Below are 24,496 nucleotides of genomic sequence, written 5' to 3'. Positions count from 1 at the left end.
CAACAGTAAGGACCCTGCGTGTCTCCCATGGCCCGCACCGCCCCGGTGCCCGCCGCAACAGAGCCGGCCATCATCCGGAACTTCTGCATCATTGCGCACATTGACCACGGTAAATCCACTCTGGCCGACCGCATGCTGCAGTACACCGGCGTCGTTAAGTCCCGCGACATGAAGGCCCAGTATCTGGACCGTATGGATATCGAACGTGAGCGCGGCATCACCATCAAGTCCCAGGCTGTCCGCATGCCCTGGGAAGTTGACGGCACCAGCTACGCCCTGAACATGATCGACACCCCCGGCCACGTCGACTTCACCTATGAGGTCTCCCGTTCGCTGGCCGCCTGCGAGGGCGCGGTTCTGCTTGTTGACGCGGCCCAGGGCATCGAGGCCCAGACCCTCGCCAACCTGTACCTGGCGATGGAGAACAACCTCACCATCATTCCGGTCCTGAACAAGATCGACCTTCCCGCGGCCCAGCCCGAGAAGTACGCGGCTGAGCTCGCCAGCCTGATCGGCGGCGACCCGGACGAGGTGCTGCGGGTCTCCGGCAAGACCGGCGCGGGCGTCGAGGTCCTCCTGGACAAGATCGTGCGCGACCTGCCGGCCCCGGTGGGCGATCCCAATGCCCCCGCCCGTGCCATGATCTTCGACTCCGTGTACGACACCTACCGCGGCGTGGTCACCTACGTCCGCGTTGTTGACGGCATGCTGCACCCGCGTGAGCGGATCCAGATGATGTCGACCCGCGCCACGCACGAACTCCTCGAAATCGGCGTGAGCTCCCCGGAACCCACGCCTTCGAAGGGCCTGGGCGTCGGCGAAGTGGGTTACCTGATCACCGGTGTGAAGGACGTCCGCCAGTCCAAGGTGGGCGACACCGTCACCAACCTGGCCAAGCCGGCCGCGCAGTCGCTGCCCGGCTATGCCGACGCCAAGCCGATGGTCTTCTCCGGCCTCTACCCGCTGGATGGCACCGACTATCCGGTGCTCCGCGATGCGTTGGAGAAGCTGATGCTCAACGACGCCGCCCTGATCTACGAGCCGGAAACCTCGGCCGCCCTGGGCTTCGGCTTCCGGGTGGGCTTCTTGGGGCTTCTGCACCTGGAAATCACCCGTGAACGGCTCGAACGCGAGTACAACCTGGACCTGATCTCCACAGCACCCAACGTCGAGTACGAGGTGACGCTGGAGGACAAGAAGGTTGTCCACGTCACCAACCCCAGTGAATACCCCACCGGCAAGGTCGCTGAGGTCCGGGAGCCGATGGTGTCCGCCACCATCCTGGCGCCGAATGACTTTGTCGGAGCCATCATGGAACTGTGCCAGAGCCGCCGTGGCATCATGGGCGGCATGGACTACCTGTCCGAGGACCGGGTGGAAATCCGGTACCGCCTGCCGCTGGCTGAAATCGTCTTCGACTTCTTCGACATCCTCAAGTCCAAGACCCGCGGCTACGGCTCGCTTGACTGGAAAGCGGACGGCGACCAGGTTGCCGACCTCGTGAAGGTTGACATCATGCTCCAAGGCGAACAGGTGGACGCCTTCAGCGCCATCACCCACCGGGACAAGGCCTACGCCTACGGTGTGATGATGACCGGCAAGCTGCGCGAGCTCATCCCTCGCCAGCAGTTCGAGGTTCCCATCCAGGCCGCCATCGGGTCCCGGATCATCGCCCGCGAAAGCATCCGCGCCATCCGCAAGGACGTACTGGCCAAATGCTACGGCGGCGATATTTCCCGTAAGCGCAAACTTCTGGAAAAGCAGAAGGAAGGCAAGAAGCGCATGAAGATGGTGGGCCGCGTTGAGGTTCCCCAGGAAGCCTTCATCGCCGCGCTGACCACCGACGAGTCCAAGGACAAGGCCAAGAAGTAGTGACGACAGTGGCCGGCAACACCGGACGCCCCCGCAATGCCTAGCATTCTCCCACTCGGCGACCCCGCGCCGTCGGACGGCCTGCTTCCCGCGCAGGCCGCCGACGGCGCTGCCGGGCGGGGATTCGGGCTGTACGTCCACATCCCCTTCTGTGCCGTCCGCTGCGGATACTGCGACTTCAACACCTACACTGCCACGGAACTCGGCGGCGGGGCGTCCCAGGACGCCTATGCCTCCACGGCTATCGCCGAAGTGGAGTTTGCCGCCAAGGCCTTGCAGGCCAGCGGACTGCCTGACCGCCGGCTGGGCACGGTCTTTTTCGGCGGCGGCACGCCCACGCTGCTGCCCGCGGAGGACCTGGCCCGCATCCTCACCGCTGCTGTTGCGGAATGGGGGCTGGAGCCCGGCGCCGAAGTCACCACCGAAGCAAACCCGGATTCAGTCACCCCGGAGTCCCTCCAGCTGCTGGCTGACGCAGGCTTCAGGCGTGTGTCCTTCGGCATGCAGTCCGCAGTCCCGCATGTGCTGAAGGTACTCGACCGCACCCACACGCCCAGCCGCGTGCCGCAGGTGGTGCAGTGGGCACGGGACGCCGGCCTCGCGGTCAGCCTGGATCTGATCTACGGCACCCCGGGCGAGTCCCTGGAGGACTGGCGGTACTCACTCGAAACCGCCTTGTCCTACGGGCCGGACCACATCAGCGCCTACGCGCTCATCGTCGAGGACGGCACCAAGCTGGCCGCCCAGATCCGCCGCGGCGAAGTTCCCGGAATTGACGACGACGACCACGCCGACAAGTACGAACTCGCGGACGAAATCATCAGCGCCGCCGGCCTCGGCTGGTATGAGGTAAGCAACTGGTCGCGCACGCCGGAACAGGCCTGCCGGCACAACCTGGCGTACTGGCGCGGGGACGACTGGTGGGGGATCGGCCCCGGCGCGCATTCGCACGTCGGAGGCGTCCGCTGGTGGAACGTCAAGCACCCCACTGCCTACGCGGGTAGGCTCGCCGGCGGCGCGTCGCCGGCAGCCGGCAGGGAAACGCTCGACGCCGAAACCCGGAACGTTGAACGGGTCATGCTGGAGGCCAGGCTGAGTAGCGGACTCGAGGTTGCCGGGCTGGGCACGTCGGGACGGCACGCCGTCGCGGGGCTGATCGCCGATGGCCTGGTAGACCCCGTCCTGGCGTTCAAGGGCCGGCTCGTCCTCACCCTCAAGGGCAGGCTCCTCGCCGACGCCGTGGTCAGAAGGATCCTCCCGGACTGAACCGGCTTCGCCCCGTCCGGCCCGGCCTCAGCCGGTTACTTGATCCAGCGCAGGTTGAAGTCGTACCGGTGCGGCTGGCCCCGGTTTACATGGATGCCGGCCGCGACCGAGAAGCAGGTCACGGCGATCCAGATCAGTGTGGCCAGCACCGCGAAGATGTTTCCCACGACCGGAAGCATCACGAGGATGTTGCAGAGGACCGCCGCGATGGTGGGAGGCAGGGTGAAATTCAGTGCTTCCTTGGACTCCTGCGCCGTGAACGGCCCGCGCTCCTTGAAGATCAGGTAGATCAGCAGCGACGGGATACATCCAAGAATGCCGCCGAAGTGGGCGAGCGTTGCCCACTGCCGGTCCTCGTTGGCCGTCAGCGGCAGTGCGTTGGCGGGGACACCATGATACTGGGGCTGGCCATGGCCGGCCTGGTTGTCCCTTTGTTCACGTGCGTCTTCTGCCACGGTTTCGTCCTTCGGATTGCAGTGGTGCGGTGGTTCCCGGAAAGCGGACGCTGCCACAACAGCAACAACCGCCGTATCAAGAATACTGGGTCCGGGGTGCATTCGGAGAGTCCAACAGCCCCTTACGGCACGGTGAGGAAGTCGATGACCTCTTCCACCCGGCCCAGCAGGGACGGTTCCAGGTCTGCGTAGCTGCGGACGGCCCCCAGCAGCTTCTGCCAGCCCAGGCCAATGTCTTCCTTTGTCTCGTGGGGCCAGCCGAAAGCCGTCAGGATTCCGGTTTTCCAGTCGATGCCCCGCGGAACAACCGGCCAGGCGTCAATGCCGAGCACGGCGGGCCGGATCGCCTGCCACACATCCACGTAGGGGTGGCCGACGATCAGCACGTTGCCCGCGGCGCCGGGGGACGCCATGACGGCGTCGGCGATCCGCGACTCCTTAGAGTTGGCAACGAGGTGGTCCACCAGCACACCCAGCCGCCGGCCGGGTCCCGGCCGGAACGCGGCAACCGCCGCCGTGAGGTCGTCGATGCCGTGCAAAGGCTCGACGACGATGCCCTCCACGCGGAGGTCGTCACCCCAGACCTTTTCCACGAGTTCGGCGTCGTGCTTGCCTTCCACCCAGATGCGGCTTGCCTTGGCCACCTGCGCGCGCTGGCCGGCCACCCGCACCGACCCGGAGGCCGTCCGGTTGGATCCGGCAGGGGATGCCTGCGCGCGGGGAGCGGGCGGCATCAGCCGGATGGGCAGACCCTCCAGGAGGAACCCGTAGCCGAGGCGGAAGGTGCGCGACTTGCCGCGCCGGTCCTCCAGGGCCACAACATGCATGCCGCCCGACTTCTCCACCCTCGTGACAGCGCCCACCCAGCCGGACTGCACGTCTTCGAGCACCATGCCACGTTCAACCGGAACTTCGGGAAGCTCGGATTTCCGGGGCGCCGTGATGTCCTGCGGGCCCCAGTTCTGGTACGACATCCGATACACACTGCCTTGCACTTGGAGGAGGGAACCAGGGCGGCCGTGCCTTCATTTATCTGCACGTCCGGTTCCGCGCCGGAGTTTCGCCCGGAGCGGTACCAATGCTAACAACGCGGCGACTCATATTAGACTGGTTAGCACTTAGACATGACGAGTGCTAACCAGTGACGGGATATGCGCCTGGCGCAATGCCGGGCCGTGGCCCGGGAAAGCCGATCGGAGGTGGAGAATGAGCGAACCACGCAAGCTTGAAGTACTGCGCGCCATCGTGGAGGACTACGTCCATTCCCGCGAACCCGTGGGCTCCAAGGCGCTGGTGGAAAGGCACCATCTGGGTGTCTCCAGTGCCACCATCCGCAACGACATGGCAGCGTTGGAGGACGAGGGCCTGATCACGGCGCCGCATACCAGCGCCGGCCGCATCCCCACGGACAAGGGCTACCGGCTCTTCGTTGACCAGATCTCCGCGGTCAAGCCGCTGTCGCAGGCAGAACGGCGGGCCATCCAGACCCTGCTGGAAGGGTCGGACGACCTGGACGATGTCCTGGAACGCACTGTGCGGCTGCTGTCGCAGCTGACCAACCAGGTGGCCGTGGTGCAGTATCCACACCTTAGCCGTGCCATGGTGCGGCACATCGAGTTCGTGCTGCTGGCACCGCGGCAGGTCCTGATCGTGCTGATTGCGGACACCGGAAAAGTCGAACAGCGGGTCATAGACGTCGGGCAGGACCTCGGCGATGACGCCCTCGGCGGCCTTCGCACACGGTTCCTGAAGAGCCTTTCCGGCACACCGCTGAGCCTTCTCCCGCAGGCGCTGCCCGCCGTCGTCGCCGCGTGTGAACCGTCACGCCGGCATGCCGCCCAGGCGCTGGCGCGAGGCCTGGACGCCCTGGCCAACAGCACCCGCGAGGAGCGGATGGTCATGGCCGGAACCGCCAACCTCGCACGATCCAATGTTGACTTCCCGCTGAGCATCGGCCCGGTCCTCGAGGCACTCGAAGAACAGGTGGTCATGCTCCGCCTGCTCAGCGAAATGGCGGAGGACCCCCGCGGCGTCACCGTCAGCATCGGCCGCGAGAATCCGTACGACGGACTCGCCGAAGCCTCGGTGGTGGCTACCGGCTACGGCCCAGGCTCCAGTGCCAAGGTTGGCGTCCTTGGCCCCACCCGGATGGACTATCCCACCACCATGGCCGCGGTCCGTGCCGTGGCACGCTACCTTTCCAGGATCCTCGGACCTTGACCGGTCCTTCATCAGCCAACCAGGCCTCCGTGTCCCGTCTTGCGGGGTGCGGCAGCAGCATCACAGGCAGTACAACCAGGAAGAGATACGAACTTTGAGCAGCCACTACGACGTTCTTGGAGTCTCACCCGAAGCGACGGGCGAAGAGATCAAGAAAGCCTACCGAAAGCTTGCGCGAACCCTGCACCCGGACGTTAACCCCGGCGAGGATGCCTCGGACCGCTTCAAGGCTGTCACGCACGCCTATGAAGTGCTGTCCGACCCGCAGAAACGCCGTGTCTACGACACCACCGGCAACGAGAACGGCACGGACAACGGCTTCGGCGGTGCCGGCTACTCGGGCCAGGGCTTCGCCTTCCAGGACATCTTCGACACGTTCTTCGGAGCGGGCGGCTCAGCCGGGCCCGCTTCGCGCGTCCGCCGCGGCCAGGACGCCCTCATCAGTGTCCGCATCGACCTTCGCGACGCCGTCTTCGGCGTCAACAAGAAGCTTGAGGTCGACACTGCCGTAACGTGCCCCACCTGCGAGGGTTCCTGCTGCCAGCCCGGAACCCACCCCGAGCGCTGCGACATCTGCGGCGGCAGCGGCCAGGTACAGCGGGCGGTCCGCTCCATCCTGGGCCAGGTCATGACGGCCGCCCCCTGCGGCTCCTGCGAAGGCTTCGGAACCGTCATCAAGGATCCCTGCAACGAGTGCAACGGGCAGGGCCGCATCCGCAGCCGCCGTTCGCTGACGGTCAAGGTCCCTGCCGGCGTAGCCACCGGAACCCGCATCCAGCTGGGCGGCCAGGGCGAAGCCGGGCCTGCCGGCGGCCCCTCCGGCGACCTGTACGTGGAGATCCGGGTCAACAATGACGCCACCTACGTGCGTGACGGCGACGACCTTCACGCCACCCTGCACATCCCGATGACCGCCGCAGCCCTGGGCACCGAACTCAGCCTGGACACGTTCGACGGACAGCAGGAAATCGACGTCAAGGCGGGCACCCAGTCCGGTGAGGTCATCACCCTGCGCGGGCTCGGCGTCACCCATCTCCGGGGCTACGGCCGCGGCGACTTGAAGGTCCACCTGCAGGTCGAGACCCCGGCCAAGCTTGATGCCGCACAGGAAGACCTCCTTCGGCAGCTGGCCAAACTCCGGGGCGAGCAGTACACCGAGGGGAAACTCACCGCCAGCGGCGGTGTGTTCGCCAAGCTGCGGGACCGGTTCGGTAACCTGTAGCGGTGAGCAACCCGGTCTTTTTCGCAACCCCAGGAGCACTGGACCAGCAGGTTCCCGGGTCGCAGTACGTCCTTCAGGGCGCCGAAGCCCGGCATGCCGTCACCGTCAAGCGGATTTCCGTAGGGGAATCCGTTGACATAGCCGACGGCGCCGGCAAAAGGCTGACCGGGACCGTCGCCGCCGTCGGCCAGGGCGAGCTGACCGTGGAGTGCGCGGCGCTCGAAACCGAAGAGCGCCCGGACCTGCGCCTCGTCCTGGTTCAGGCGCTGGCCAAGGGCGACCGCGACGAACTTGCCGCTGAGACCGCCACCGAACTGGGAATCGATGCGGTCATCCCGTGGCAATCGGAACGCTCCATCGTCCGGTGGAAAGGTGAGCGGGCCGCCAAGGCGCATGCCAAGTGGCAGTCCGTGGTGACTGCAGCGGCCAAACAGGCGCGCCGGGCCTGGATTCCCGAGGTCCGTGCCGCCGTCGACGGTGCAGGTTTGCAGGCCGCCGTCTCCGCGGCGGACCTGGCCATCATCCTCCATGAGGATGCCGTACGGCCGCTCCGCGCGGTTCTGGAGTCCTGGCGCGACGGCGACAGCATGACGGGCGGTCCGGGGCCGCGTGAAATCCTGCTCATCGTCGGGCCGGAAGGCGGAATCAGTCCGCGGGAGGTCACCAAGCTGTGCAGCGCCGGTGCGGTGACGGCGCTGCTGGGCCACCACGTACTCAGGTCTTCCACTGCGGGACCGGCCGCCACGGTACTCGCCAGCGATATCCTGGGACGCTGGTAACGGCGTCCGCTGAATCAGGCGTGTTGCCCTGAAACGCTCAGCTGCTACTCAACCGTGAAGCCGCGCGTGTCCACGTTCATTTCGCGGTCGGGCGTCCCGGGGTCGATCTGGGAAACGCGGACTTCATAGTTTCCCGGTGCGAGGTTGACGTTCAGGGAGAAGAGCCCGGACTGCGTCGCCTCGGCCGAGGCCGTGACGTCTCCGCTCAGATAGGCCGCCTTGTCGGTGCTGCCTTCGACCTTCAGGATCTTCCACCGGAGCTTGGCCCCGGGGAGCGTGCTTCGTCCGCTGATTTTGACGCTGCCGTCAGCAACGCCCACACCTTCCTGTGGATCAATGATCCAGACCGGCGCCACCATGCCTGCGCCGCGTGGAGTAGGCGCACCCAGCCTGACGTGGTTGAACGCGAGGTAATCAGTGTGGCCGTCGACGAGGATCACCACCTGGATCTGCTGGCCGGAGTCCACTAGCCCCGAGCTCGCACCGGCAGCCGTCGCTGTGTACACCAGCTGCTGGATGGCCCGCTTTGCCATGTCTTCGTCGAGATTGCTGTTGAAGGCATCCGGCGAGACATCCACCGTGATCACGTTCTTGCCGGAGATTGAGGTGGCAAGCTTCTTCGGGTTCTGCCACGGGGTGAAGAAATCCGGATCCAGCGGCTTCTGCGACATCATCGAACGCAGCGCCCGCGTGACAGGGTTTTCCTGCTCGGGGACCTCCCGGAATTCACGGTAAAGGAAGACGTTTTCGTTGCTGCGGCCGATCCAGTACACAGGAGCCTTGTTCGAAGCCTGCGTGGTCTCCAGCGGAGCACTCGTGCTGGGAACGCCGGCCGTGGCGGACCCGGTCATGGCCTGGGGCGTGCTGGCCGCGGTCGTTTCGGGCGGCTGCGGAGTGGCCACACAGCCGGAGAGCACCATGGCGGCGGGCAGCACAAACAGGAGCGCTGCGGAACGTGCCCGACTGCCTCCCGCTGTGTTCCGGCGTCGTGGATTCCAGATCTCCATGGTGCTTCCGGGTTCCTCCGCCCTGTCCGTGTAAACGTTTTTGTGTCGCACTCTGCAATGGATTCCAGCATTACATGGAGTCTCCGGCCCTCCGCGGCGTTTACGGACGGTCGGCCGAACTGCAACGGGAACGATATGAGGCCGATACGAAGTTGATACCTAATTACGGGAACCTGCAACGAAACGGTTGCAGGCCGCACGCCGGACGGCACTGGTCCGCGGTCCCCGCGCGGTGTACTGGCGTAAGATGGAAGGACTCGGCCCGGCACGGAGCCCGACGCTGACGCAGCGAAGGCGAACTGATGAGGCAGAGCGACAAATTTCCTAACTGGAGGGGACCAGAGGCCCGCAGGCCGGCACCATGACTGAAGCAACAAACGGAAGGCCCCGGTTCAGCTCCGGTGAGCGCACCACAGGTGAATTTCCCCATAGTCTTCCCGGTGTCCGGACGGAGGTGGTCATTTTTGACAACTCCGAACAGATGGTTCAGTCCCTGGGCAGCCACGACGAGGCCCTCCGTTTCATTGAGGAACAGTTCCCGGCAGTCGACTTCCATGTCCGCGGCAACGAACTGGCCATCAGCGGCCCCTCCGCGGACGTTCCCCGGATCATGCGCCTCCTCCACGAAGTGCGGGGGCTCGTAGACCGGGGAACGGTCATCACGCCGGCAGTCCTCCAACAGCTTGCGACCCTGCTCCGGAGCCAGTCGCTCCAAAACCCGGTTGAGGTGCTGACCTACAACATCCTGTCCAGCCGCGGCAAGACGATCAGGCCGAAGACGCTGAACCAGAAGAACTACGTGGACGCGATCGACGCCAACACAGTGATCTTTGGAATCGGCCCCGCCGGTACCGGAAAGACCTTCCTTGCCATGGCCAAAGCTGTCCAGGCCCTGCAGCAGAAGGAAGTCAGCCGCATTATCCTCACCCGGCCCGCTGTCGAGGCCGGCGAACGGCTGGGCTTCCTGCCCGGGACCCTCAGTGACAAGATCGACCCCTACCTGCGGCCGCTTTACGACGCCCTCCACGACATGATGGATCCCGAGTCCATTCCCCGGCTGATGGCGGCAGGCACCATCGAAGTGGCCCCCCTGGCGTACATGCGCGGGCGCACCCTTAACGATGCCTTCATCATCCTCGATGAGGCCCAGAACACGACGCCGGAACAAATGAAGATGTTCCTGACGAGGCTCGGGTTCGGCTCCAAAATGGTGGTCACCGGGGACGTCACCCAGGTGGACCTGCCCTTCGGCACCCGTTCAGGGCTCCGGATCGTGGAGGAAATCCTTCAGGGCATCGACGACGTGAACTTCAGCGTCCTGGATGCCTCGGACGTGGTCCGCCACCGGCTCGTCGGCGACATTGTCAATGCCTACGGCATTTGGGACGAGGCACAGAGGAACCGGGTGAAGCATTCCGTGACCCGGGAGAAGCGGGGAGAGCACGCATGAGCATCGAAGTAAACAACGAATCCGGCGTCCAGGTTGATGAAGCCCAGCTGGTTGCCTTGGCCCGGTTCGTTTTCGAACGCCTGTACATCCATCCCCAGGCCGAGCTGTCCATCCTGCTGGTGGACGAACCTGCCATGGAAAAGCTCCACATTGAACTGATGGACGAACCCGGAGCCACGGACGTTCTGTCTGTTCCCATGGACGAACTGACACCGGGCACACCGGACAAGCCGACTCCCCAGGGCATGCTTGGCGACATTGCCGTCTGCCCGCAGGTGGCTGAGGTCCAGGCTAAGAACGCCGGCCATTCCACCCAGGACGAGATGCTGCTGCTGACCACGCATGGAATTCTGCATCTGCTGGGTTATGACCACGCCGACCCCGAGGAAAAAGAAGAGATGTTCGGCCTCCAGCGGGAACTGCTTGAGGGCTTCACCGGTAAAGAAGCCCCGTCTGAGACGATTCAGTGACCCCACTGATCCTTGTTGGCATGGCGCTGGTTTTCCTAAGTTTCGCAGCCCTGCTGACCGCGGCCGAGTCCGCTTTTAACTTTTTGCCCCGGCACGACGCCGAAGAAGCCATTCTCCGAGGCAACGGCCAAGCACTGAAACGTATTCTGGACCAGCCCGTGGCGCACATGCGTTCCCTGAGGTTCTGGCGGATCTGGTTCGAAATGGCCTCGGCAGTGGCAGTCGCCGTCCTCCTGCACAGCCTGTTGGACAGTGTGTGGCTCGCCGGGCTTGCCGCCACCGGCATCATGGCCCTGGTGGGCTTCGTGATTGTGGGGGTTTCACCGCGGCAGCTGGGCCGCGCCCATGCATCCGGCGTCGCCGGGTTCACCGCACCGGTCATCCGCTTCCTGTGCTGGGTGCTGGGCCCCATTCCGGGGTGGCTTGTCGCCCTGGGAAGTGTGGTGGCTCCGGGCGCCGGCGGCGGCGATGAGGCTGCCTTCAGTGAAGAGGAGTTCCGCGAACTGGTGGACCGCGCCACGGAATCGGACATGATCGAAGACAACGAGGCGGAACTGATCCAGTCGGTGTTCGACTTCGGCGACACCCTGGTCCGGGCCGTGATGGTGCCCCGGACGGACATCCTCAGCATTGACGCCGGTTCGAGCCTGCACCGCGCCATGTCCCTTTTCCTGCGGTCGGGGTACTCCCGGATCCCCGTCATCGGCGACAACACGGACCAGATCCTGGGCATCGTGTACCTCAAGGATGTTGCCGCGGCCCTGCACAGCCTCGGCCCGGGTGAGGAACCGCCCCTTGTGGACGAACTTGCCCGCGAAGTCCGCTACGTGCCGGAGTCCAAGCAGGTCAGTGAACTGCTCCGCGAACTGCAGAAGGAATCCACGCACGTGGCCATCGTGATCGACGAATACGGCGGAACGGCGGGCCTGGTCACGCTCGAGGACCTCATCGAGGAAATCGTCGGCGAGATCGTGGATGAATACGACACGGAAAGCGCCGAGGCCGTTGCCCTTGGTGACGGCAGCTACCGCGTCAGTGCACGGATGAGCATCGATGACCTCGGTGAGCTTTTTGATATGGAACTCGACGACGACGAAGTGGACACCGTTGGCGGCCTGCTGGCCAAAGCCCTCGGCAGGGTTCCCATCGTAGGGAGCACCGTTGAGGTTCACGGGGTCTCGTTGCGCGCGGAGCGCCTGGAAGGCCGCCGCAACAGGGTCAGCCATATCATCGCAGCGCCCGTTGCAAAGGGCGCCGTTCCAGAAGAAACTGACCTTGAAGACCTACTCGACGAGGCCGAAACAACGCAACAGGGAGTTCCACGTGAGCAAGCAGAATAAAGCGGACGGCGGCGAGGCCTTTGGCGGCTTCCGTGCCGGATTTTCGATCCTCGTGGGCAGGCCCAACGCCGGAAAGTCCACACTGACGAACGCCCTGGTGGGCAAAAAAGTGGCCATCACGTCGGCGAAGCCGCAGACCACGCGCCACACCATCAGGGGGATCGTCCACCGGGATGACGCCCAACTGATCCTGGTCGACACCCCGGGCCTGCACCGGCCCAGGACGCTGCTCGGCAAACGCCTTAACGATCTTGTTGCCGACACGTTGTCCGAAGTGGACGCCATCGGCTTCTGCCTGCCTGCCAACGAAAAGATCGGCCCCGGTGACCGTTTTATTGCCGCCCAGTTGGCCGCCGTCGGTAACAAGCCCATCATCGCCATCGTCACCAAGGCCGACCTTGTGGACCGGCAGGCACTCACCGAGCAACTGCTTGCGGTAGCAGCCCTCGGCCGCGAAGTCCTCGGCGAGGACGGTTGGAAGGACATTGTTCCGGTGTCCGCCACGGACGGTTTCCAGGTGGGCACAGTGGCGGATGTCCTCATCAGCCACATGCCGCCGTCGCAGCCCCTGTACCCGGACGGGCACCTGACGGACGAGCCCGAAGCCGTTATGGTGGCCGAGCTCATCCGTGAAGCCGCCCTTGAGGGCGTCCGCGACGAACTTCCGCACTCCCTGGCCGTAGTGGTGGAGGAGATCGTGCCCCGCGAGGGCCGGCCGGAAGACAGCCCGTTCCTTGACGTCCGGGTGAACCTCTACGTCGAGCGGCCGTCCCAGAAAGCCATCATCATCGGCAAGGGCGGCGCCCGGCTGAGGGAGGTCGGCACCACCGCCCGCAAAGGGATCGAAGCGCTGCTCGGAACGAGGATCTACCTCGACCTGCACGTCAAGGTAGCCAAGGACTGGCAGCGGGATCCAAAGCAGCTGGTAAAGCTCGGTTTCTAGCACCGACGGCGGTTCCCGGCAGCCCGCCGGTCCACCGCCGGCGGCCTGCCCTGCAGGGCTGCCGTTCCGGTGCATCGGGCATTCTCCCAGTCTCGGCCACTAAAATGGACCGAACCCCATTTTTTAGAGGAAGGTAACACCACGTGGTGCGACGCCGAGACACACCCGGACAAGGCGCTGGTTCGCCGGTGTCCGACGCCGCCGCCCGGCACTCGGATAACAAGGCCATGGGCCCCGCCCGGCACCTGGGCGCCATGCGCGGCCGGCCTGCCTGGTTCAAGGTGGCAACTGCCCTCCTTGCCCTCGTCCTGGTGGGCGGCCTGGCCTTTGCCGCCTTCTGGGTGGTCCGTTTCCAGATGAACATCAGCAAGGCACCGCTGGGGGCCGGAAGCAACCGGACGGAGGAGCCGGTCAACGACTCCAAGGACCGGATGCAGATCCTGATCCTCGGCTCGGATACCCGCGACGGCAAGAACTCGGACTACGGCACCTCTGAGGATTCCACGGGCTATGGCCAGTCGGACGTCATGATGATGATGGACATCTCAGCGGATAACAAGCGGGTCAACGTGATCAGCTTCCCGCGTGACCTGCTGGTGGACATTCCGGAGTGCACCGACCAGAAGACCAAACAGGTGTTCCCTGCCCAGAGCGGTGTGATGATCAACGAAGCCATGAAGCAGGCCGGCATCGGCTGTGCCGTGGATACGGTGAACAAAATTACGGGACTGGAAATCGACCACTTCATGATGGCGGATTTCAACGCGGTCAAGGAGCTCTCCAACGCGGTGGGCGGCGTGGAAGTCTGCATCAGCGACGCGGTTTACGACCCCGACTCCAGGCTCCGCCTCCCCGCCGGGAATTCGCAGGTGCAGGGTGAACAGGCGCTGGCATTCCTGAGGACCAGGCATGCCTTCGCGGACGGCGGCGACCTGGGCCGCATCAAGGCGCAGCAGGGCTTCCTGTCGTCGCTGACCCGGAAGATCAAGGATGACGGCACGTTGTCCGATCCCCAGAAGATGCTGAAAATTGCCGACGTCGTGACGCAGAACCTCACCGTTGACGATGGATTGGCGTCGGTTCCGTCGCTGCTGACCATCGGCAACCGGCTAAAGAACATCGACATCAGCAAGGTCGCGTTTGCGGCCGTGCCGACCACCCCGGCGCCCACCGACCCCAACAGGCTGGCCGTTGCCGAACCGGCCGCATCCCAGCTCTTCGCCGCGCTGCGCAAGGACATTGACCTGACCGACCCGACGGCACCCCCGACGCCCACGGCCGAACCGAGCGAGTCAGCCCCCGCGCCCTCGCCTTCGACACCGGCGGAGACCGCGCCGCCCGCCTACGATAAGGCGCTGCAGCCAGTGACCGTTGCAAACGGAACGGGCGTTCCGGCACGGGCCCAGGAAATCACCCAGGCGATCATTGCCGGCGGCTTCACCCAGGCGGCTGAACTCGTGGCGCAGCCGATCGAAAAGACGGCGGTCTACTACGGGCCAGGCTTTGAGGACGTGGCGGCGGACGTCGCGGCGTTGATGGATATTCCGGCCACGCAGGTCCTTCCCGCGGCCGGCGTTAGCGGCGTTCAGGTCTACCTGGGTACGGACTTCATGTCCGGCACCAAGATGGGCGTGGCCCTCCCGACCGACATCGTGAACCAGACGGCCGGGGACACTGTGTGCCAGCAGGCCAACCCGGAGCTGATCACCCGCTAGCGCGTCGGCAAAAACTGAAGGCCTGCGGGGCCGGCCACTTTTCCTGGCCGGCCCCGCAGGCCTTATTCGCAGCCGGCCTCTACCAGATGCTGACGCGCTGTTCGGCGGTCAGCCACATCCCGTCGTTCTCCGCGACGCCGAATGCTTCGTGGAAGGCATCCAGGTTGCGGGCGATGGCGTTGGTGCGGAACTCGTTGGGGGAGTGCGGGTCCGTAGCGAGCCTGCGGATGGCCTCCTCGTTCCGGATCACCTGCCGCCAGCCGGCCGCCCAGGAGGCAAAGAACCGCTGCTGCCCGGTCAGGCCGTCCAGCACCTGCGGTTCGGCGCCGTCCAGACTGATCAGATACGCCTTGTACGCAATGGTGAGCCCGCCCAGGTCGCCGATGTTTTCGCCGAGCGTGAGCTTGCCGTTGACATGGTGGCCCGGCGCCGCGGTGGGCGACAATGCGTCGAACTGGGCCACCAGCTTGGACGTCAGTGCCTCAAATGCCGTCCGGTCATCCTCGGTCCACCAGTTGCGGAGCGTACCCCCGCCGTCGAACTGCGAGCCCTGGTCATCGAAGCCGTGGCCGATCTCGTGCCCGATCACGGCGCCGATTCCGCCGTAATTGACGGCGTCGTCGGCATCCGCCGTGAAGAACGGCGCCTGGAGGATTGCCGCCGGGAACACGATCTCGTTGAGCAGCGGGTGGTAATACGCGTTGACCGTCTGCGGCGTCATCAGCCACTTGTTTCGGTCAACCGGCTTGCCGACCTCGTCGAGGTGACGGTCGACGTCGGCATTGTGGGCGCGCTCGACGTTCCCCAGGAGGTCCGAGGGGTCGATCTCCACTGCGGAGTAGTCGATCCACTCATCCGGGTAGCCGATTTTGGCGCGGAACGCGTCGAGTTTCTTCAGGGCCTCCAGCTTGGTGTCCTCGCCCATCCAGGCGAGTCCGGTGATGCTCTGCCGGTACGCCTCGATGAGGTTGGCCACCAGCGTCTGCATGTGCGCCTTGTGCGTTTCGGGAAAGTGCCGGGAGACGTAGATCTGGCCGACGGCCTCGCCCAGGGAGGCTTCGACGACGGCGACTCCCCGCTTCCACCGGTCCTTGTTGCGCGGCGTTCCGCTGATGGTGGTGCCGTAAAAGGCGAAGTTCGCGTCCACGAATCCGGAGGAGAGGTAAGGCGCTGCGGAGCTGACAACCCGCATGGCCAGCCAGTCCTGCCACGCTGCCAGCGGTTCGGATTCGAGCAGACCGGCAGCTCCGGCGAAGAAATCAGGGGTGCTGACTACTACCTCTTCGCGTTTTTCCGGGGTGATTCCGGCGGCCTCGAACCAGGCGTTCATCAGGGGGAAAAGCTCCACGGCCTCTGCCGCGGATTTCAGGTTGTACGTTTTCTGCGGATCCCGCAGTGTGACGTTGTCCCAGTGGTGGGCGGCCAGGGCCGTCTCCAGCCCGACCACGCGCTCCGCGGCGCCGTCGGGATCGGCAGTCCCCGCGAGGCTGAGCATGGTCCGCACATGTTCGCCGTAGGCCTTGACCATGGGGGCGAACTTCTCTTCGCGGTAGTACGACTCGTCCGGCAGGCCGAGGCCGCCCTGCCCGGTGTACAGCAGGATCCGGTCCGGGTTGCCTGCGTCGGGGGCCGGGTAGATGTAGAAAAGCCCGGACACGTCGGAGCGGAACAGCCTTCCGGCGAGTTCGATGACATCCCGGGCGGAGGCGGTGGCGAAGACTGCCGCAAGCCGTTCCCGGATGGGGTCCATGCCCTTCGCTTCCACGGTGGCTTCATCCATGAAGCTGCTGTAGAGATCGCCGACCTTGCGCTCGATGCCGCTGGCGTCATCGCCGCGCCCTGCGGCTTCTTCGATGATTTCCCTGACCGCCAGCTCGGAGCCGTCCCGCAAGGCCGTGAAGGTGCCTTCCAGGGGGCGGTCGTCCGGGATGGTCGTGCTCTTCAGCCACGCGCCGTTGATGTGCTGGTACAGGTCATCCTGCGGCCGCACGGTGTGGTCGATATTGGACAGGTCGATCCCCGAGTTTGGCACAAGTGCTCCTTCAGGTGAGGGCTGCCTCCGGCGCTGGCACCGGTGGCAGCGTCTGCATAGTGGACGTTGCTGGAGGTGTTGCTCCTTCATCTTACGCACCCGTGTTACTGTGAAATGGTGCGCGCAGAACTGCTTCTTCTTAGCTGCCGCGGCGAGGCCTCAGACGCGATCTAGCGCAAGGCCCATCCTCGTCGCGGAGTTAGTGTTGCCCGGCCACCTTTCAAACAGGAACCACAGAAAAGGCCCCGATTGTAATGCGAAACGCACAGAAGCCCTCAGGAATGCCGGTCCACCGCTATGTCCCGTTCCAGGACCAGATCAACGTTGAACTGCCGGACCGGACCTGGCCGGACAAAGTCATCACCAAGGCCCCGCGCTGGTGCGCCGTCGACCTCAGGGACGGCAACCAGGCCCTGATCGACCCCATGAGCCCGGCCCGCAAGATGAAGATGTTCGACCTGCTGGTCCGCATGGGTTACAAGGAGATCGAGGTCGGTTTCCCGTCCGCCTCGCAGACTGACTTCGACTTCGTCCGCCAGCTGATTGAGGGCAACCACATTCCGGACGACGTCACCATCCAGGTGCTGACGCAGGCCCGCGAGCACCTGATCGAGCGGACCTACGAGTCCCTGGTCGGCGCCAAGCAGGCCATCGTCCACCTGTACAACTCGACATCGGTCCTGCAGCGCCGCGTCGTCTTCAACCAGGACGAGGACGGCATCCTGGACATCGCGCTCCAGGGCGCCCGCCTGTGCAAGAAGTACGAGGAAACGCTGGCGGACACGCACATCACGTACGAGTACTCGCCGGAGTCCTTCACCGGAACGGAACTCGAATACGCCGTCCGCGTCTGCAACGCCGTGGCTGACGTCTTCGAGGCCTCCGCCGACAGCCAGGTCATCATCAACCTGCCGGCGACGGTCGAAATGGCCACCCCCAATGTCTACGCCGACTCCATCGAGTGGATGAGCCGCCACCTGCACCCCCGCGAGGGCATCATCCTCTCCCTGCACCCGCACAATGACCGCGGCACCGGCGTTGCCGCCGCGGAGCTGGGCTACCTCGCCGGCGCGGACCGGATTGAAGGCTGCCTGTTCGGAAACGGCGAGCGGACCGGCAACGTGGACCTGGTCACCCTGGGCCTGAACATGTTCGTCCAGGGTATCGATCCCATGATCGACTTCTCCGATATCGACGACGTCCGCCGCACCGTGGAGTACTGCAACCAGCTGCCGGTGGCGGAGCGTTCGCCGTACGGCGGCGACCTCGTCTTCACGGCGTTCTCCGGCTCGCACCAGGACGCCATCAAGAAGGGCCTCGAAGCCCTCGAGAAGGACGCCGCTGCCGCCGGCAAGGATGTGGCCGACTACACCTGGCAGGTTCCGTACCTGCCGGTGGACCCCAAGGACCTGGGCCGCAGCTACGAAGCCGTCATCCGGGTCAACTCGCAGTCCGGCAAGGGCGGCGTGGCCTACCTGCTGAAGAACGAGCACAGCCTGGACCTGCCGCGCCGTGCGCAGATCGAGTTCTCCGGCGTGATCCAGACGCGGACGGACACCGTGGGCGGCGAGGTCAGCGGCGCCCAGCTCTGGCAGACGTTCCAGGACGAGTACCTGCCCTCCAGCAAGGAGGACGGCCAGTGGGGCCGCTATTCGCTGGGATCGTTCAGCACGGAAACGGACGACGACGGCGCCATGACGTTGCACGCGACGGTCACCGTGGACGGCGTCCAGGTCCGCCGAACCGGCTCCGGCAACGGCCCGATCGCGGCGCTGCTGGCGATCCTGGGCCAGGACGGCGTGGATGTCCGGGTCCTGGACTACAGCGAGCACGCTCTCTCGGAAGGCGGCAACGCCCGTGCCGCGGCGTACGTTGAGTGCGCAGTCGGCGAGCGGGTCCTGTGGGGCGTTGGCATCGACTCCAACACCACCACGTCCTCGCTGAAGGCCGTCATTTCGGCCGTCAACCGCGCGGTCCGGGACGCGCAGGCCTAAACCCATCACCCGTTCCGCTGACCTGCTGCGCACCCGTTCAATCCGGGGGCGCAGCAGCCGCGTTATCCGGAAGGTCAGTGCGAAGATTAACTGTGGCCCAACAATCCTCTTTTTCTGCGCGCGCGTACCGGGATGATGCCGTCGTGCTGCGCACCCATAAGCTGGGCGAAGCCGACCGGATCATCACGCTCCTCACCAAACACCACGGACAGGTCCGTGCCGTGGCCAAGGGCGTGCGCCGCACCAGCAGCCGCTTCGGCGCCCGGCTAGAACCCTTTATGGTGGCGGACCTTCAGCTGATTTCGGGCCGGACACTGGACATCGTCACCCAGGCCGTAGCCAAGGGCGCCTACGGGGGCAGCATCGCGGCGGACTACGGCCGCTACACGGTTGCGGCCGCCATGACCGAGACAGCCGAGAAGCTGACGGACGTGGACGGCGAGTCCGGCACCGCGCAGTACAACCTCCTGGTAGGGGCTCTGGCTTCGCTGAGCAGGGGCGAGCACACCCCGGAACTCATCCTTGATTCATATCTGCTGCGTGCCCTGGCCACCGGGGGGTGGGCGCCAAGCTTCACGTCGTGCGCCCGCTGCGGCGCGCCGGGACCGCACACGGCGTTTTCGGCGCCATTGGGCGGCATGGTATGCGCCAACTGCCGTCCGCCGGGATCGCCCGCACCCGCAGCCGAAACAGTCTTCCTTCTCGGGGCACTGCTGACAGGGGACTGGACGACGGCGGACGCCTCCGTGGCAGTCCACCGGCGGGAAGCTGCCGGTTTGGTGGCCAGCTACCTGCAATGGCATCTTGAACGTGTGCTGAAATCCCTCAAACATGTGGAGCGTAGCTGACAGTGGCCCTTGGAAAGAAGAAAACTCCCGTCCGGCAGCGGACCACGCCGGTGACCGCACCGTACCGGCACAGTTCCGGGGCCGTGCCGCCGTCCATTCCCGACGAGTTCATTCCCCAGCATGTGGCGATCGTAATGGACGGCAACGGCCGCTGGGCCAACCAGCGGGGGCTGCCCCGGATCGAGGGCCACAAGGCCGGTGAGCCGGCGCTCCTGGACGTTGTTGCCGGCGCCATTGAACTGGGCATCAAGTACGTCACCGTGTACGCGTTCTCCACGGAGAACTGGCGGCGGTCCCCGGAGGAAGTTCGCTTCCTGATGGGTTTTAACAAGGATGTGCTACGACGCCAGCGGAACCAGCTGGATGAGTGGGGCGTGCGCATCCGCTGGTCGGGGCGTCGGCCCAGGCTGTGGGGCTCGGTGATCCGGGAACTGGAAGAGGCCGAGGATTACACCCGGGGCAACACCACGTGCACGTTGACCATGTGTGTTAATTACGGCGGCCGCGCCGAAATCGCGGATGCGGTCACGGCGATTGCCGAAGACGTGGCGGCCGGCCGGCTCAAACCGGGTGCCATCACGGAGCGGACCATTCAGAAGTACCTGGACGAACCCGACCTTCCCGACGTCGACCTCTTCCTCCGGAGCTCCGGCGAGCAGCGGCTCTCCAACTTCATGCTGTGGCAGTCCGCCTATGCGGAGTTCGTCTTTATGGACACGCTCTGGCCCGACGTCGACCGCCGGACCCTGTGGGACGCCGTCGAAGTCTATGCCCGGCGTGACCGCCGGTACGGCGGTGCCGTGGATGCCGCGGCACCGGCAGGCGGTCAGCCCGGATAGGAATGCAGCCAGGCGACCAGGTCGCGGTACGCTTCCTGCCGCACCTCGCGGCGCGAGAGGAAGATGTCGTGGATGGCCCCCGGGTAGCGGAAGACGGCCGTGCGCCGGCCGAGGCCCAGGGCGCGGCGGGCGGTCTGCTCGACGTCAATCACGGCGTCCACCCGCATCAGCTCCTCGGACCACTCGGCCTGGATCCTGGTGCGGTCCGAGAGCATCACCAGGACCGGCGCACCGATGTCCAGCCGCCGTTCGACGGTGGAGTGTCCGGCAAGGACTGCCCGGGTCCAGCCGGCCCGGACGGGGAACGACGCCGTCGGGCGCCACTGCGGATCAAGGAACCATTCCCCGTGCGCCTGGTCGCTGACGCTCTGCCAATAGCCCGGCATTTCCGGGAAACGGAAGGGCCTCTTGGGATCCGTGCGCGCGAACGGCTCCACGAGGTGCATGGCGATGTTCCGTATCAGGCTGCTGCCCTGGAGCTCCAGCCAGGGAGCATTCAGGATGAGTGTCCCCAGGGCGCCGGGATGGCGGTCGGCCCAGAGCGCACCGATCAGCCCGCCCAGTGAATGCGCCAGCATGTGGACGGCAGGGTCCGTAGCCAAACCGGTACGCAGTGCCACGTCCGCCCTAATCGCTGCCATCGCGGCCGCAATGTCTTCGTCATAGACGCCCAGGTCGGTGGTGTAGCCGGGTGTCTGCCAGCTCCGCAGGCTGCGGCCAAACTTCCGCAGGTCGAGGGCATAGAAATGGAGCCCGTGTGCGCCGACGTGCTTTGCAAGTTCTGCTTGCAGGAAGTAGTCCGCCCAGCCATGCAGGTAGAGGACGGCTACGGGGCGTGCGGATCCGTTGTGTGTCCGCGCTTCCGATCCCGGCCATTCCAGGTTGTGGAACATGTTCTTGCGCAGGGCGGCGAGGAAGGCCGGCGGACCCGGCGGGGCGGCGGGCACGTACCGCACCAGCGTGGCACACACGGCGCCTTCGTCATCGTCGGCCAACGGAAGCTCCGCGCGGTCGAACCCGTCACCGAGCTGGTCAGGCCGCCACGCCGGCGGGTTCGGCACGGCCCCGTTCATTCCGTGCCGCCATCGTCCGGGATGTATCCCCGGATCCAGCGGCTCAGCCGGGCGTAGGCATCGGCCCGGACGTGGGCCGGAGACAGGAAGACGTCGTGGAGTGCGCCGTCGATCCGTTCCAGCGTGACCGACCGGCCCAGGGCCATGGCCCGGATGGCGATGGTGTTCACATCCAGCACGGCGTCAGTCCTGCGCATCGCTTCGGTCCAGAACATTCCGGTTTCGCTGGCCCCGGACAGGAGCACCAGGATGGGGATGTCGATCCGGAGCCCGCGGGCCACCCTGGAATGCCCGGCCAGCACGGCCCTAAGCCAACCGGCCCGCACGGGAAAAGCCATGGGTGGCCGGTACTTGGCGTCCAGCGTCCACTCTCCCTCAGCCTCGCTGCTGATGCTCCGCCAATAAAATCCGCGCTCCGGCAGGCGCAGCACCGCTTCCGGCCGGTAATGCGCCAGCGGGCCGACCATTGACCGGGCTGCCCGCCGGACCAGCGAGCTGCCGTGCATTTCGAGCCACGGGCTGTTAAGGACCAGCTGGGCGGCAACGCCCGGATGGCGGCTGACCCACAGGGCGGCGACAAGCCCTCCGGTCGAGTGGCCCATCAGGGTCAGCGACGGCCTGCCGGCTTCCTCCGGCCAGAGGGAGCTGATGAGTCCGATCGCCTTGCTGATCTCTGCGTCATAGTCATCGAGATCGGCCACGAAGCCGCCGTGGGTATCAGGCTGCAGGCTCCGCCCGTGATTGTGCATGTCCAGCGCAAAAAACTCAAAGCCCTTGTTTGTCCAGAACTCGGCCAGCTCCACATTGAAGAAGTAGTCGCTCCAACCGTGCAGGAACAGGATGGACCGGCGGGGGAGCGGCCGGGGAACCGTGTGGCCTTGACCTTGACGGTCCGTTCCGCCTTTTGGCACGTGCCGCACCAGGGTTGCCGTGCGCTCCACGCTGTCGGCGCCCGTCGCCTGGTAGGTCAAGGCTTCGAAATCATCCCCCAGGATATCTGTGTGCCACTTCATCTGCCCAGCCTAGACAACGCACGCGGCAGCAGCGAGCAACCACAGTGCCTGCAGGATGCGTCACACCGCGGCCGGACCTGCGCGCCGGTTTGGTCTGCGCAGCCGGAACCGGAAAACTGGAGTCATGCGCGTATATCCCACCTTCTTCCGCTTGGCCTTTTCATGGATGGACGCCGAACGCGCCCACAAGATCGGCTTTCGGGCCATCAGGCTGGCCCACACCTCAGGGGCGGGCAAGGTTCTGGCGAAGTTCACGGCCCCCGCGCCGTCGCTGCAGACCTCCGCTTTCGGCCTGACGTTCCCCTCGCCGTTCGGCCTCGCCGCGGGCTTTGACAAGGAGGGGCACGGCATCGAGGCGCTGACCGAGCTTGGCTTCGGCCATGTGGAGGTCGGTACCATCACGGGACAGGCCCAGCCTGGCAATGAAAAGCCCCGGCTGTTCCGCCTCGTCGAGGACAAGGCAGTCATCAACCGGATGGGGTTCAACAACGACGGCGCCACGTCCGTCGCCCCACGGCTCAAGTCCGCGAGGGCTGCCTTGCAGCGCCGGCACTCTGCCGTCCGTCCGGTGATTGGCGTCAACATCGGCAAGAGCAAGGTGGTGGAGCTCGAAGACGCCGTCGGCGATTACCTCATCAGCGCCCGGAACCTTGCGCCCGCAGCCGACTATCTGGTGGTCAACGTCAGTTCTCCCAACACGCCGGGGCTCCGCCTGCTTCAGAACGTGGAAACCCTCCGGCCCCTGCTCAAGGCAGTAGGGGAGGAGGCAGACAAGGCCGCCGGAAGGCACGTCCCCCTGCTGGTGAAGATCGCCCCGGACCTGACGGACGAGGACATCGACGACGTCGCGCGGCTGGCCCTGGACCTGATGCTGGACGGAATCATCGCCACGAACACGACGATCGGCCGCGAGTGGCTCACCGCCGACCCGGCAAAAATCCAGGACTGCGGAGCCGGCGGCCTGTCCGGCGCCCCCCTGAAGGAACGGTCCCTGCAAGTCCTGCGCCGCCTCAGGGAAGCAACCGGCGGTTCACTCACCTTGGTGTCCGTGGGCGGCGTGGAGACTGCCAAGGATGTCCAGGAAAGGCTCGATGCCGGGGCCACGCTGGTGCAGGGCTACACGGCGTTCCTCTACGAAGGACCCTTCTGGGCAGCGCGCATCAACCGGCAACTGGCCAAGCACCCCGTCCGGCGCTAAGCCCGAACGTCGGCGAACGGCGCCAGACGACAGAAAAGCCCCCGGCAGTCGGACTGCCGGGGGCTTTTGCGGCCTGTATCAGGCGGGGAATTCTCCGCGCTTTACGAGCGGCTTGGGAAGCCGCAGCTTACGGAACTGGAGCGAGCGCATGGATCCGTACCAGACGGTGCCGCGTTCCACCTCGCCGAACCTCTCGGTCAGCCGCTTCCGGAGCTTCCGCGACAGGATGAACACGTCAACGAACACAGCAAGGAACATGACCCAGAACCCGCCCAGGACATAGATCATTGACTCGCTGGTGGACGGCACCAGAAGCGAGACGATGACGAACACCAGGGCTCCGAACATCAGATACTCGCCCAGGCTGAAGCGGGCATCCACATAGTCGCGCGCGTAGCGCTTCTGCGGACCCTTGTCCCGAAGGGGCAGGAACTTCTCGTCGCCGGTGTCCAAGGCCTGGCGCATCTTAATCCGCTGTTCCTGGACTGCCGCCCGTTCTGCTGCTTTGGAGGCCTTCCGATCCTCCGGCACCAGGGGACGCTTCCGCGCCGCTTCCTGGGCCTTGCGCTTGGGCGTGGGCGCGCCCTTGCCAAGGGCTGCATCCTGCCGGGCCAAAGCCTCGGCCGCCTGCTGGTCAACTACGTCCTGCGCCGCCGGCGCTTCCTTTTTACGTCCAAACACCCCTACAGAATACCTTGCACCCGCCTGCGAAAAGTCCTGCGTCACACTGCCCCGCCGGCGACGGAACGGGGGAGCCGGC

At 65.5% G+C, this 24,496-nt stretch carries 21 protein-coding genes; 14 read left to right on the top strand and 7 right to left on the bottom strand.

Features of this window, described 5'->3' with window-relative positions:
* Positions 1-18: 18 nt before the first annotated feature.
* Together lepA and hemW are read left to right on the top strand one after the other, a co-directional pair.
* Positions 19-1,872, top strand: coding sequence for a translation elongation factor 4 (lepA, locus tag J7I79_RS06120; RefSeq protein WP_214951407.1), 1,854 nt, complete (start codon positions 19-21; stop codon positions 1,870-1,872).
* A gap of 36 nt (positions 1,873-1,908) precedes the next feature.
* Positions 1,909-3,138, top strand: a complete 1,230-nt coding sequence (gene hemW / locus J7I79_RS06115) for a radical SAM family heme chaperone HemW (RefSeq protein WP_214951405.1) — start codon at positions 1,909-1,911, stop codon at positions 3,136-3,138.
* A 35-nt stretch (positions 3,139-3,173) separates the two neighbouring features.
* Here the strand turns inward: hemW and J7I79_RS06110 are convergent, their stop codons facing one another.
* Positions 3,174-3,593, bottom strand: a complete 420-nt coding sequence (locus J7I79_RS06110) for a DUF4870 domain-containing protein (RefSeq protein ID WP_214951403.1) — start codon at positions 3,591-3,593, stop codon at positions 3,174-3,176.
* Positions 3,594-3,715: 122 nt separating this feature from the next.
* On the bottom strand, positions 3,716-4,567 hold the full coding sequence (locus J7I79_RS06105) for a DUF3097 domain-containing protein (protein WP_214951401.1): 852 nt from the start codon (positions 4,565-4,567) through the stop codon (positions 3,716-3,718).
* Between the two features lie 232 nt (positions 4,568-4,799).
* On the opposite strand from J7I79_RS06105, the gene hrcA reads away from it, so the two are divergent.
* From hrcA to J7I79_RS06090, 3 genes are all read left to right on the top strand, one after another.
* Positions 4,800-5,813 carry a heat-inducible transcriptional repressor HrcA gene (gene hrcA, locus J7I79_RS06100; protein ID WP_214951399.1) on the top strand — a complete coding sequence of 338 codons (1,014 nt, stop codon included), beginning with the start codon at positions 4,800-4,802 and terminating at the stop codon, positions 5,811-5,813.
* 94 nt (positions 5,814-5,907) lie between these two features.
* The gene (gene dnaJ / locus J7I79_RS06095; protein WP_104172966.1) at positions 5,908-7,035 is read left to right on the top strand and encodes a molecular chaperone DnaJ; all 1,128 of its coding nucleotides are present in this window, start codon (positions 5,908-5,910) and stop codon (positions 7,033-7,035) included.
* 2 nt (positions 7,036-7,037) lie between these two features.
* The gene (locus J7I79_RS06090; protein WP_214951397.1) at positions 7,038-7,814 is read left to right on the top strand and encodes a 16S rRNA (uracil(1498)-N(3))-methyltransferase; all 777 of its coding nucleotides are present in this window, start codon (positions 7,038-7,040) and stop codon (positions 7,812-7,814) included.
* 44 nt (positions 7,815-7,858) lie between these two features.
* Here J7I79_RS06090 and J7I79_RS06085 read toward each other — a convergent pair whose 3' ends face one another.
* Positions 7,859-8,821 (bottom strand): GerMN domain-containing protein, encoded by a 963-nt coding sequence (locus J7I79_RS06085; protein WP_214951551.1) that lies wholly within the window; start codon positions 8,819-8,821, stop codon positions 7,859-7,861.
* A gap of 361 nt (positions 8,822-9,182) precedes the next feature.
* On the opposite strand from J7I79_RS06085, the gene J7I79_RS06080 reads away from it, so the two are divergent.
* The 5 genes from J7I79_RS06080 (at position 9,183) to J7I79_RS06060 (ending at position 14,739) form a co-directional block, all read left to right on the top strand.
* Positions 9,183-10,271 carry a PhoH family protein gene (locus tag J7I79_RS06080; protein ID WP_214951395.1) on the top strand — a complete coding sequence of 363 codons (1,089 nt, stop codon included), beginning with the start codon at positions 9,183-9,185 and terminating at the stop codon, positions 10,269-10,271.
* Positions 10,268-10,741, top strand: a complete 474-nt coding sequence (ybeY, locus tag J7I79_RS06075; protein WP_214951393.1) for an rRNA maturation RNase YbeY — start codon at positions 10,268-10,270, stop codon at positions 10,739-10,741. The genes J7I79_RS06080 and ybeY overlap by 4 nt, the downstream gene beginning before the upstream one ends.
* Positions 10,738-12,081, top strand: coding sequence for a hemolysin family protein (locus J7I79_RS06070; RefSeq protein ID WP_214951391.1), 1,344 nt, complete (start codon positions 10,738-10,740; stop codon positions 12,079-12,081). The genes ybeY and J7I79_RS06070 overlap by 4 nt, the downstream gene beginning before the upstream one ends.
* Positions 12,065-13,024, top strand: a complete 960-nt coding sequence (era, locus tag J7I79_RS06065; protein ID WP_214951388.1) for a GTPase Era — start codon at positions 12,065-12,067, stop codon at positions 13,022-13,024. The genes J7I79_RS06070 and era overlap by 17 nt, the downstream gene beginning before the upstream one ends.
* Positions 13,025-13,167: 143 nt before the next feature.
* Positions 13,168-14,739, top strand: a complete 1,572-nt coding sequence (locus tag J7I79_RS06060; protein ID WP_214951386.1) for an LCP family protein — start codon at positions 13,168-13,170, stop codon at positions 14,737-14,739.
* 79 nt (positions 14,740-14,818) lie between these two features.
* On the opposite strand, the gene J7I79_RS06055 is transcribed toward J7I79_RS06060, so the two are convergent.
* A complete protein-coding gene (locus J7I79_RS06055) occupies positions 14,819-16,771 on the bottom strand; it encodes a M13-type metalloendopeptidase (RefSeq protein ID WP_214951384.1) in 1,953 nt (650 codons plus the stop codon).
* A 254-nt stretch (positions 16,772-17,025) separates the two neighbouring features.
* Here J7I79_RS06055 and leuA point away from each other — a divergent pair, with 254 nt between their 5' ends.
* The 3 genes from leuA to J7I79_RS06040 all read left to right on the top strand — a co-directional run bounded on the left by leuA (position 17,026) and on the right by J7I79_RS06040 (position 20,452).
* Entirely contained in the window at positions 17,026-18,765 is a 1,740-nt protein-coding gene (gene leuA, locus J7I79_RS06050; protein WP_214951382.1) for a 2-isopropylmalate synthase, read from the top strand.
* A gap of 77 nt (positions 18,766-18,842) precedes the next feature.
* On the top strand, positions 18,843-19,613 hold the full coding sequence (recO, locus tag J7I79_RS06045; protein ID WP_181038791.1) for a DNA repair protein RecO: 771 nt from the start codon (positions 18,843-18,845) through the stop codon (positions 19,611-19,613).
* Positions 19,614-19,615: 2 nt separating this feature from the next.
* The gene (locus tag J7I79_RS06040; protein WP_214951380.1) at positions 19,616-20,452 is read left to right on the top strand and encodes an isoprenyl transferase; all 837 of its coding nucleotides are present in this window, start codon (positions 19,616-19,618) and stop codon (positions 20,450-20,452) included.
* Here the strand turns inward: J7I79_RS06040 and J7I79_RS06035 are convergent.
* Together J7I79_RS06035 and J7I79_RS06030 are read right to left on the bottom strand one after the other, a co-directional pair.
* Positions 20,440-21,525, bottom strand: a complete 1,086-nt coding sequence (locus tag J7I79_RS06035) for an alpha/beta hydrolase (RefSeq protein ID WP_214951378.1) — start codon at positions 21,523-21,525, stop codon at positions 20,440-20,442. The genes J7I79_RS06040 and J7I79_RS06035 overlap by 13 nt on opposite strands.
* A complete protein-coding gene (locus tag J7I79_RS06030; protein ID WP_214951376.1) occupies positions 21,522-22,538 on the bottom strand; it encodes an alpha/beta hydrolase in 1,017 nt (338 codons plus the stop codon). The genes J7I79_RS06035 and J7I79_RS06030 overlap by 4 nt, the downstream gene beginning before the upstream one ends.
* Before the next feature lie 124 nt (positions 22,539-22,662).
* Here J7I79_RS06030 and J7I79_RS06025 point away from each other — a divergent pair, with 124 nt between their 5' ends.
* Positions 22,663-23,736 (top strand): quinone-dependent dihydroorotate dehydrogenase, encoded by a 1,074-nt coding sequence (locus J7I79_RS06025; RefSeq protein WP_214951374.1) that lies wholly within the window; start codon positions 22,663-22,665, stop codon positions 23,734-23,736.
* Between the two features lie 78 nt (positions 23,737-23,814).
* Here the strand turns inward: J7I79_RS06025 and J7I79_RS06020 are convergent, their stop codons facing one another.
* Positions 23,815-24,417 carry a DUF3043 domain-containing protein gene (locus J7I79_RS06020; RefSeq protein ID WP_214951372.1) on the bottom strand — a complete coding sequence of 201 codons (603 nt, stop codon included), beginning with the start codon at positions 24,415-24,417 and terminating at the stop codon, positions 23,815-23,817.
* Between the last annotated feature and the right edge of the window lie 79 nt (positions 24,418-24,496).

Source organism: Arthrobacter sp. ISL-69, from assembly GCF_018613775.1.
In the GTDB taxonomy this organism is placed as follows: domain Bacteria; phylum Actinomycetota; class Actinomycetes; order Actinomycetales; family Micrococcaceae; genus Arthrobacter.
The sequence above is the reverse complement of the archived record's forward strand: the minus strand, read 5'-3'. Positions and strand labels throughout refer to the sequence as shown.

Excerpts from the sequence above, each read along its gene's own strand:
- hemW (WP_214951405.1), top strand. The coding sequence starts at position 1,909 with ATGCCTAGCATTCTCCCACTCGGCGACCCCGCGCCGTCGGACGGCCTG.
- J7I79_RS06105 (WP_214951401.1), bottom strand. The coding sequence starts at position 4,567 with ATGTCGTACCAGAACTGGGGCCCGCAGGACATCACGGCGCCCCGGAAA.
- hrcA (WP_214951399.1), top strand. The coding sequence starts at position 4,800 with ATGAGCGAACCACGCAAGCTTGAAGTACTGCGCGCCATCGTGGAGGAC.
- J7I79_RS06085 (WP_214951551.1), bottom strand. The coding sequence starts at position 8,821 with ATGGAGATCTGGAATCCACGACGCCGGAACACAGCGGGAGGCAGTCGG.
- J7I79_RS06080 (WP_214951395.1), top strand. The coding sequence starts at position 9,183 with ATGACTGAAGCAACAAACGGAAGGCCCCGGTTCAGCTCCGGTGAGCGC.
- ybeY (WP_214951393.1), top strand. The coding sequence starts at position 10,268 with ATGAGCATCGAAGTAAACAACGAATCCGGCGTCCAGGTTGATGAAGCC.
- leuA (WP_214951382.1), top strand. The coding sequence starts at position 17,026 with ATGCGAAACGCACAGAAGCCCTCAGGAATGCCGGTCCACCGCTATGTC.
- J7I79_RS06035 (WP_214951378.1), bottom strand. The coding sequence starts at position 21,525 with ATGAACGGGGCCGTGCCGAACCCGCCGGCGTGGCGGCCTGACCAGCTC.
- J7I79_RS06030 (WP_214951376.1), bottom strand. The coding sequence starts at position 22,538 with ATGAAGTGGCACACAGATATCCTGGGGGATGATTTCGAAGCCTTGACC.
- J7I79_RS06025 (WP_214951374.1), top strand. The coding sequence starts at position 22,663 with ATGCGCGTATATCCCACCTTCTTCCGCTTGGCCTTTTCATGGATGGAC.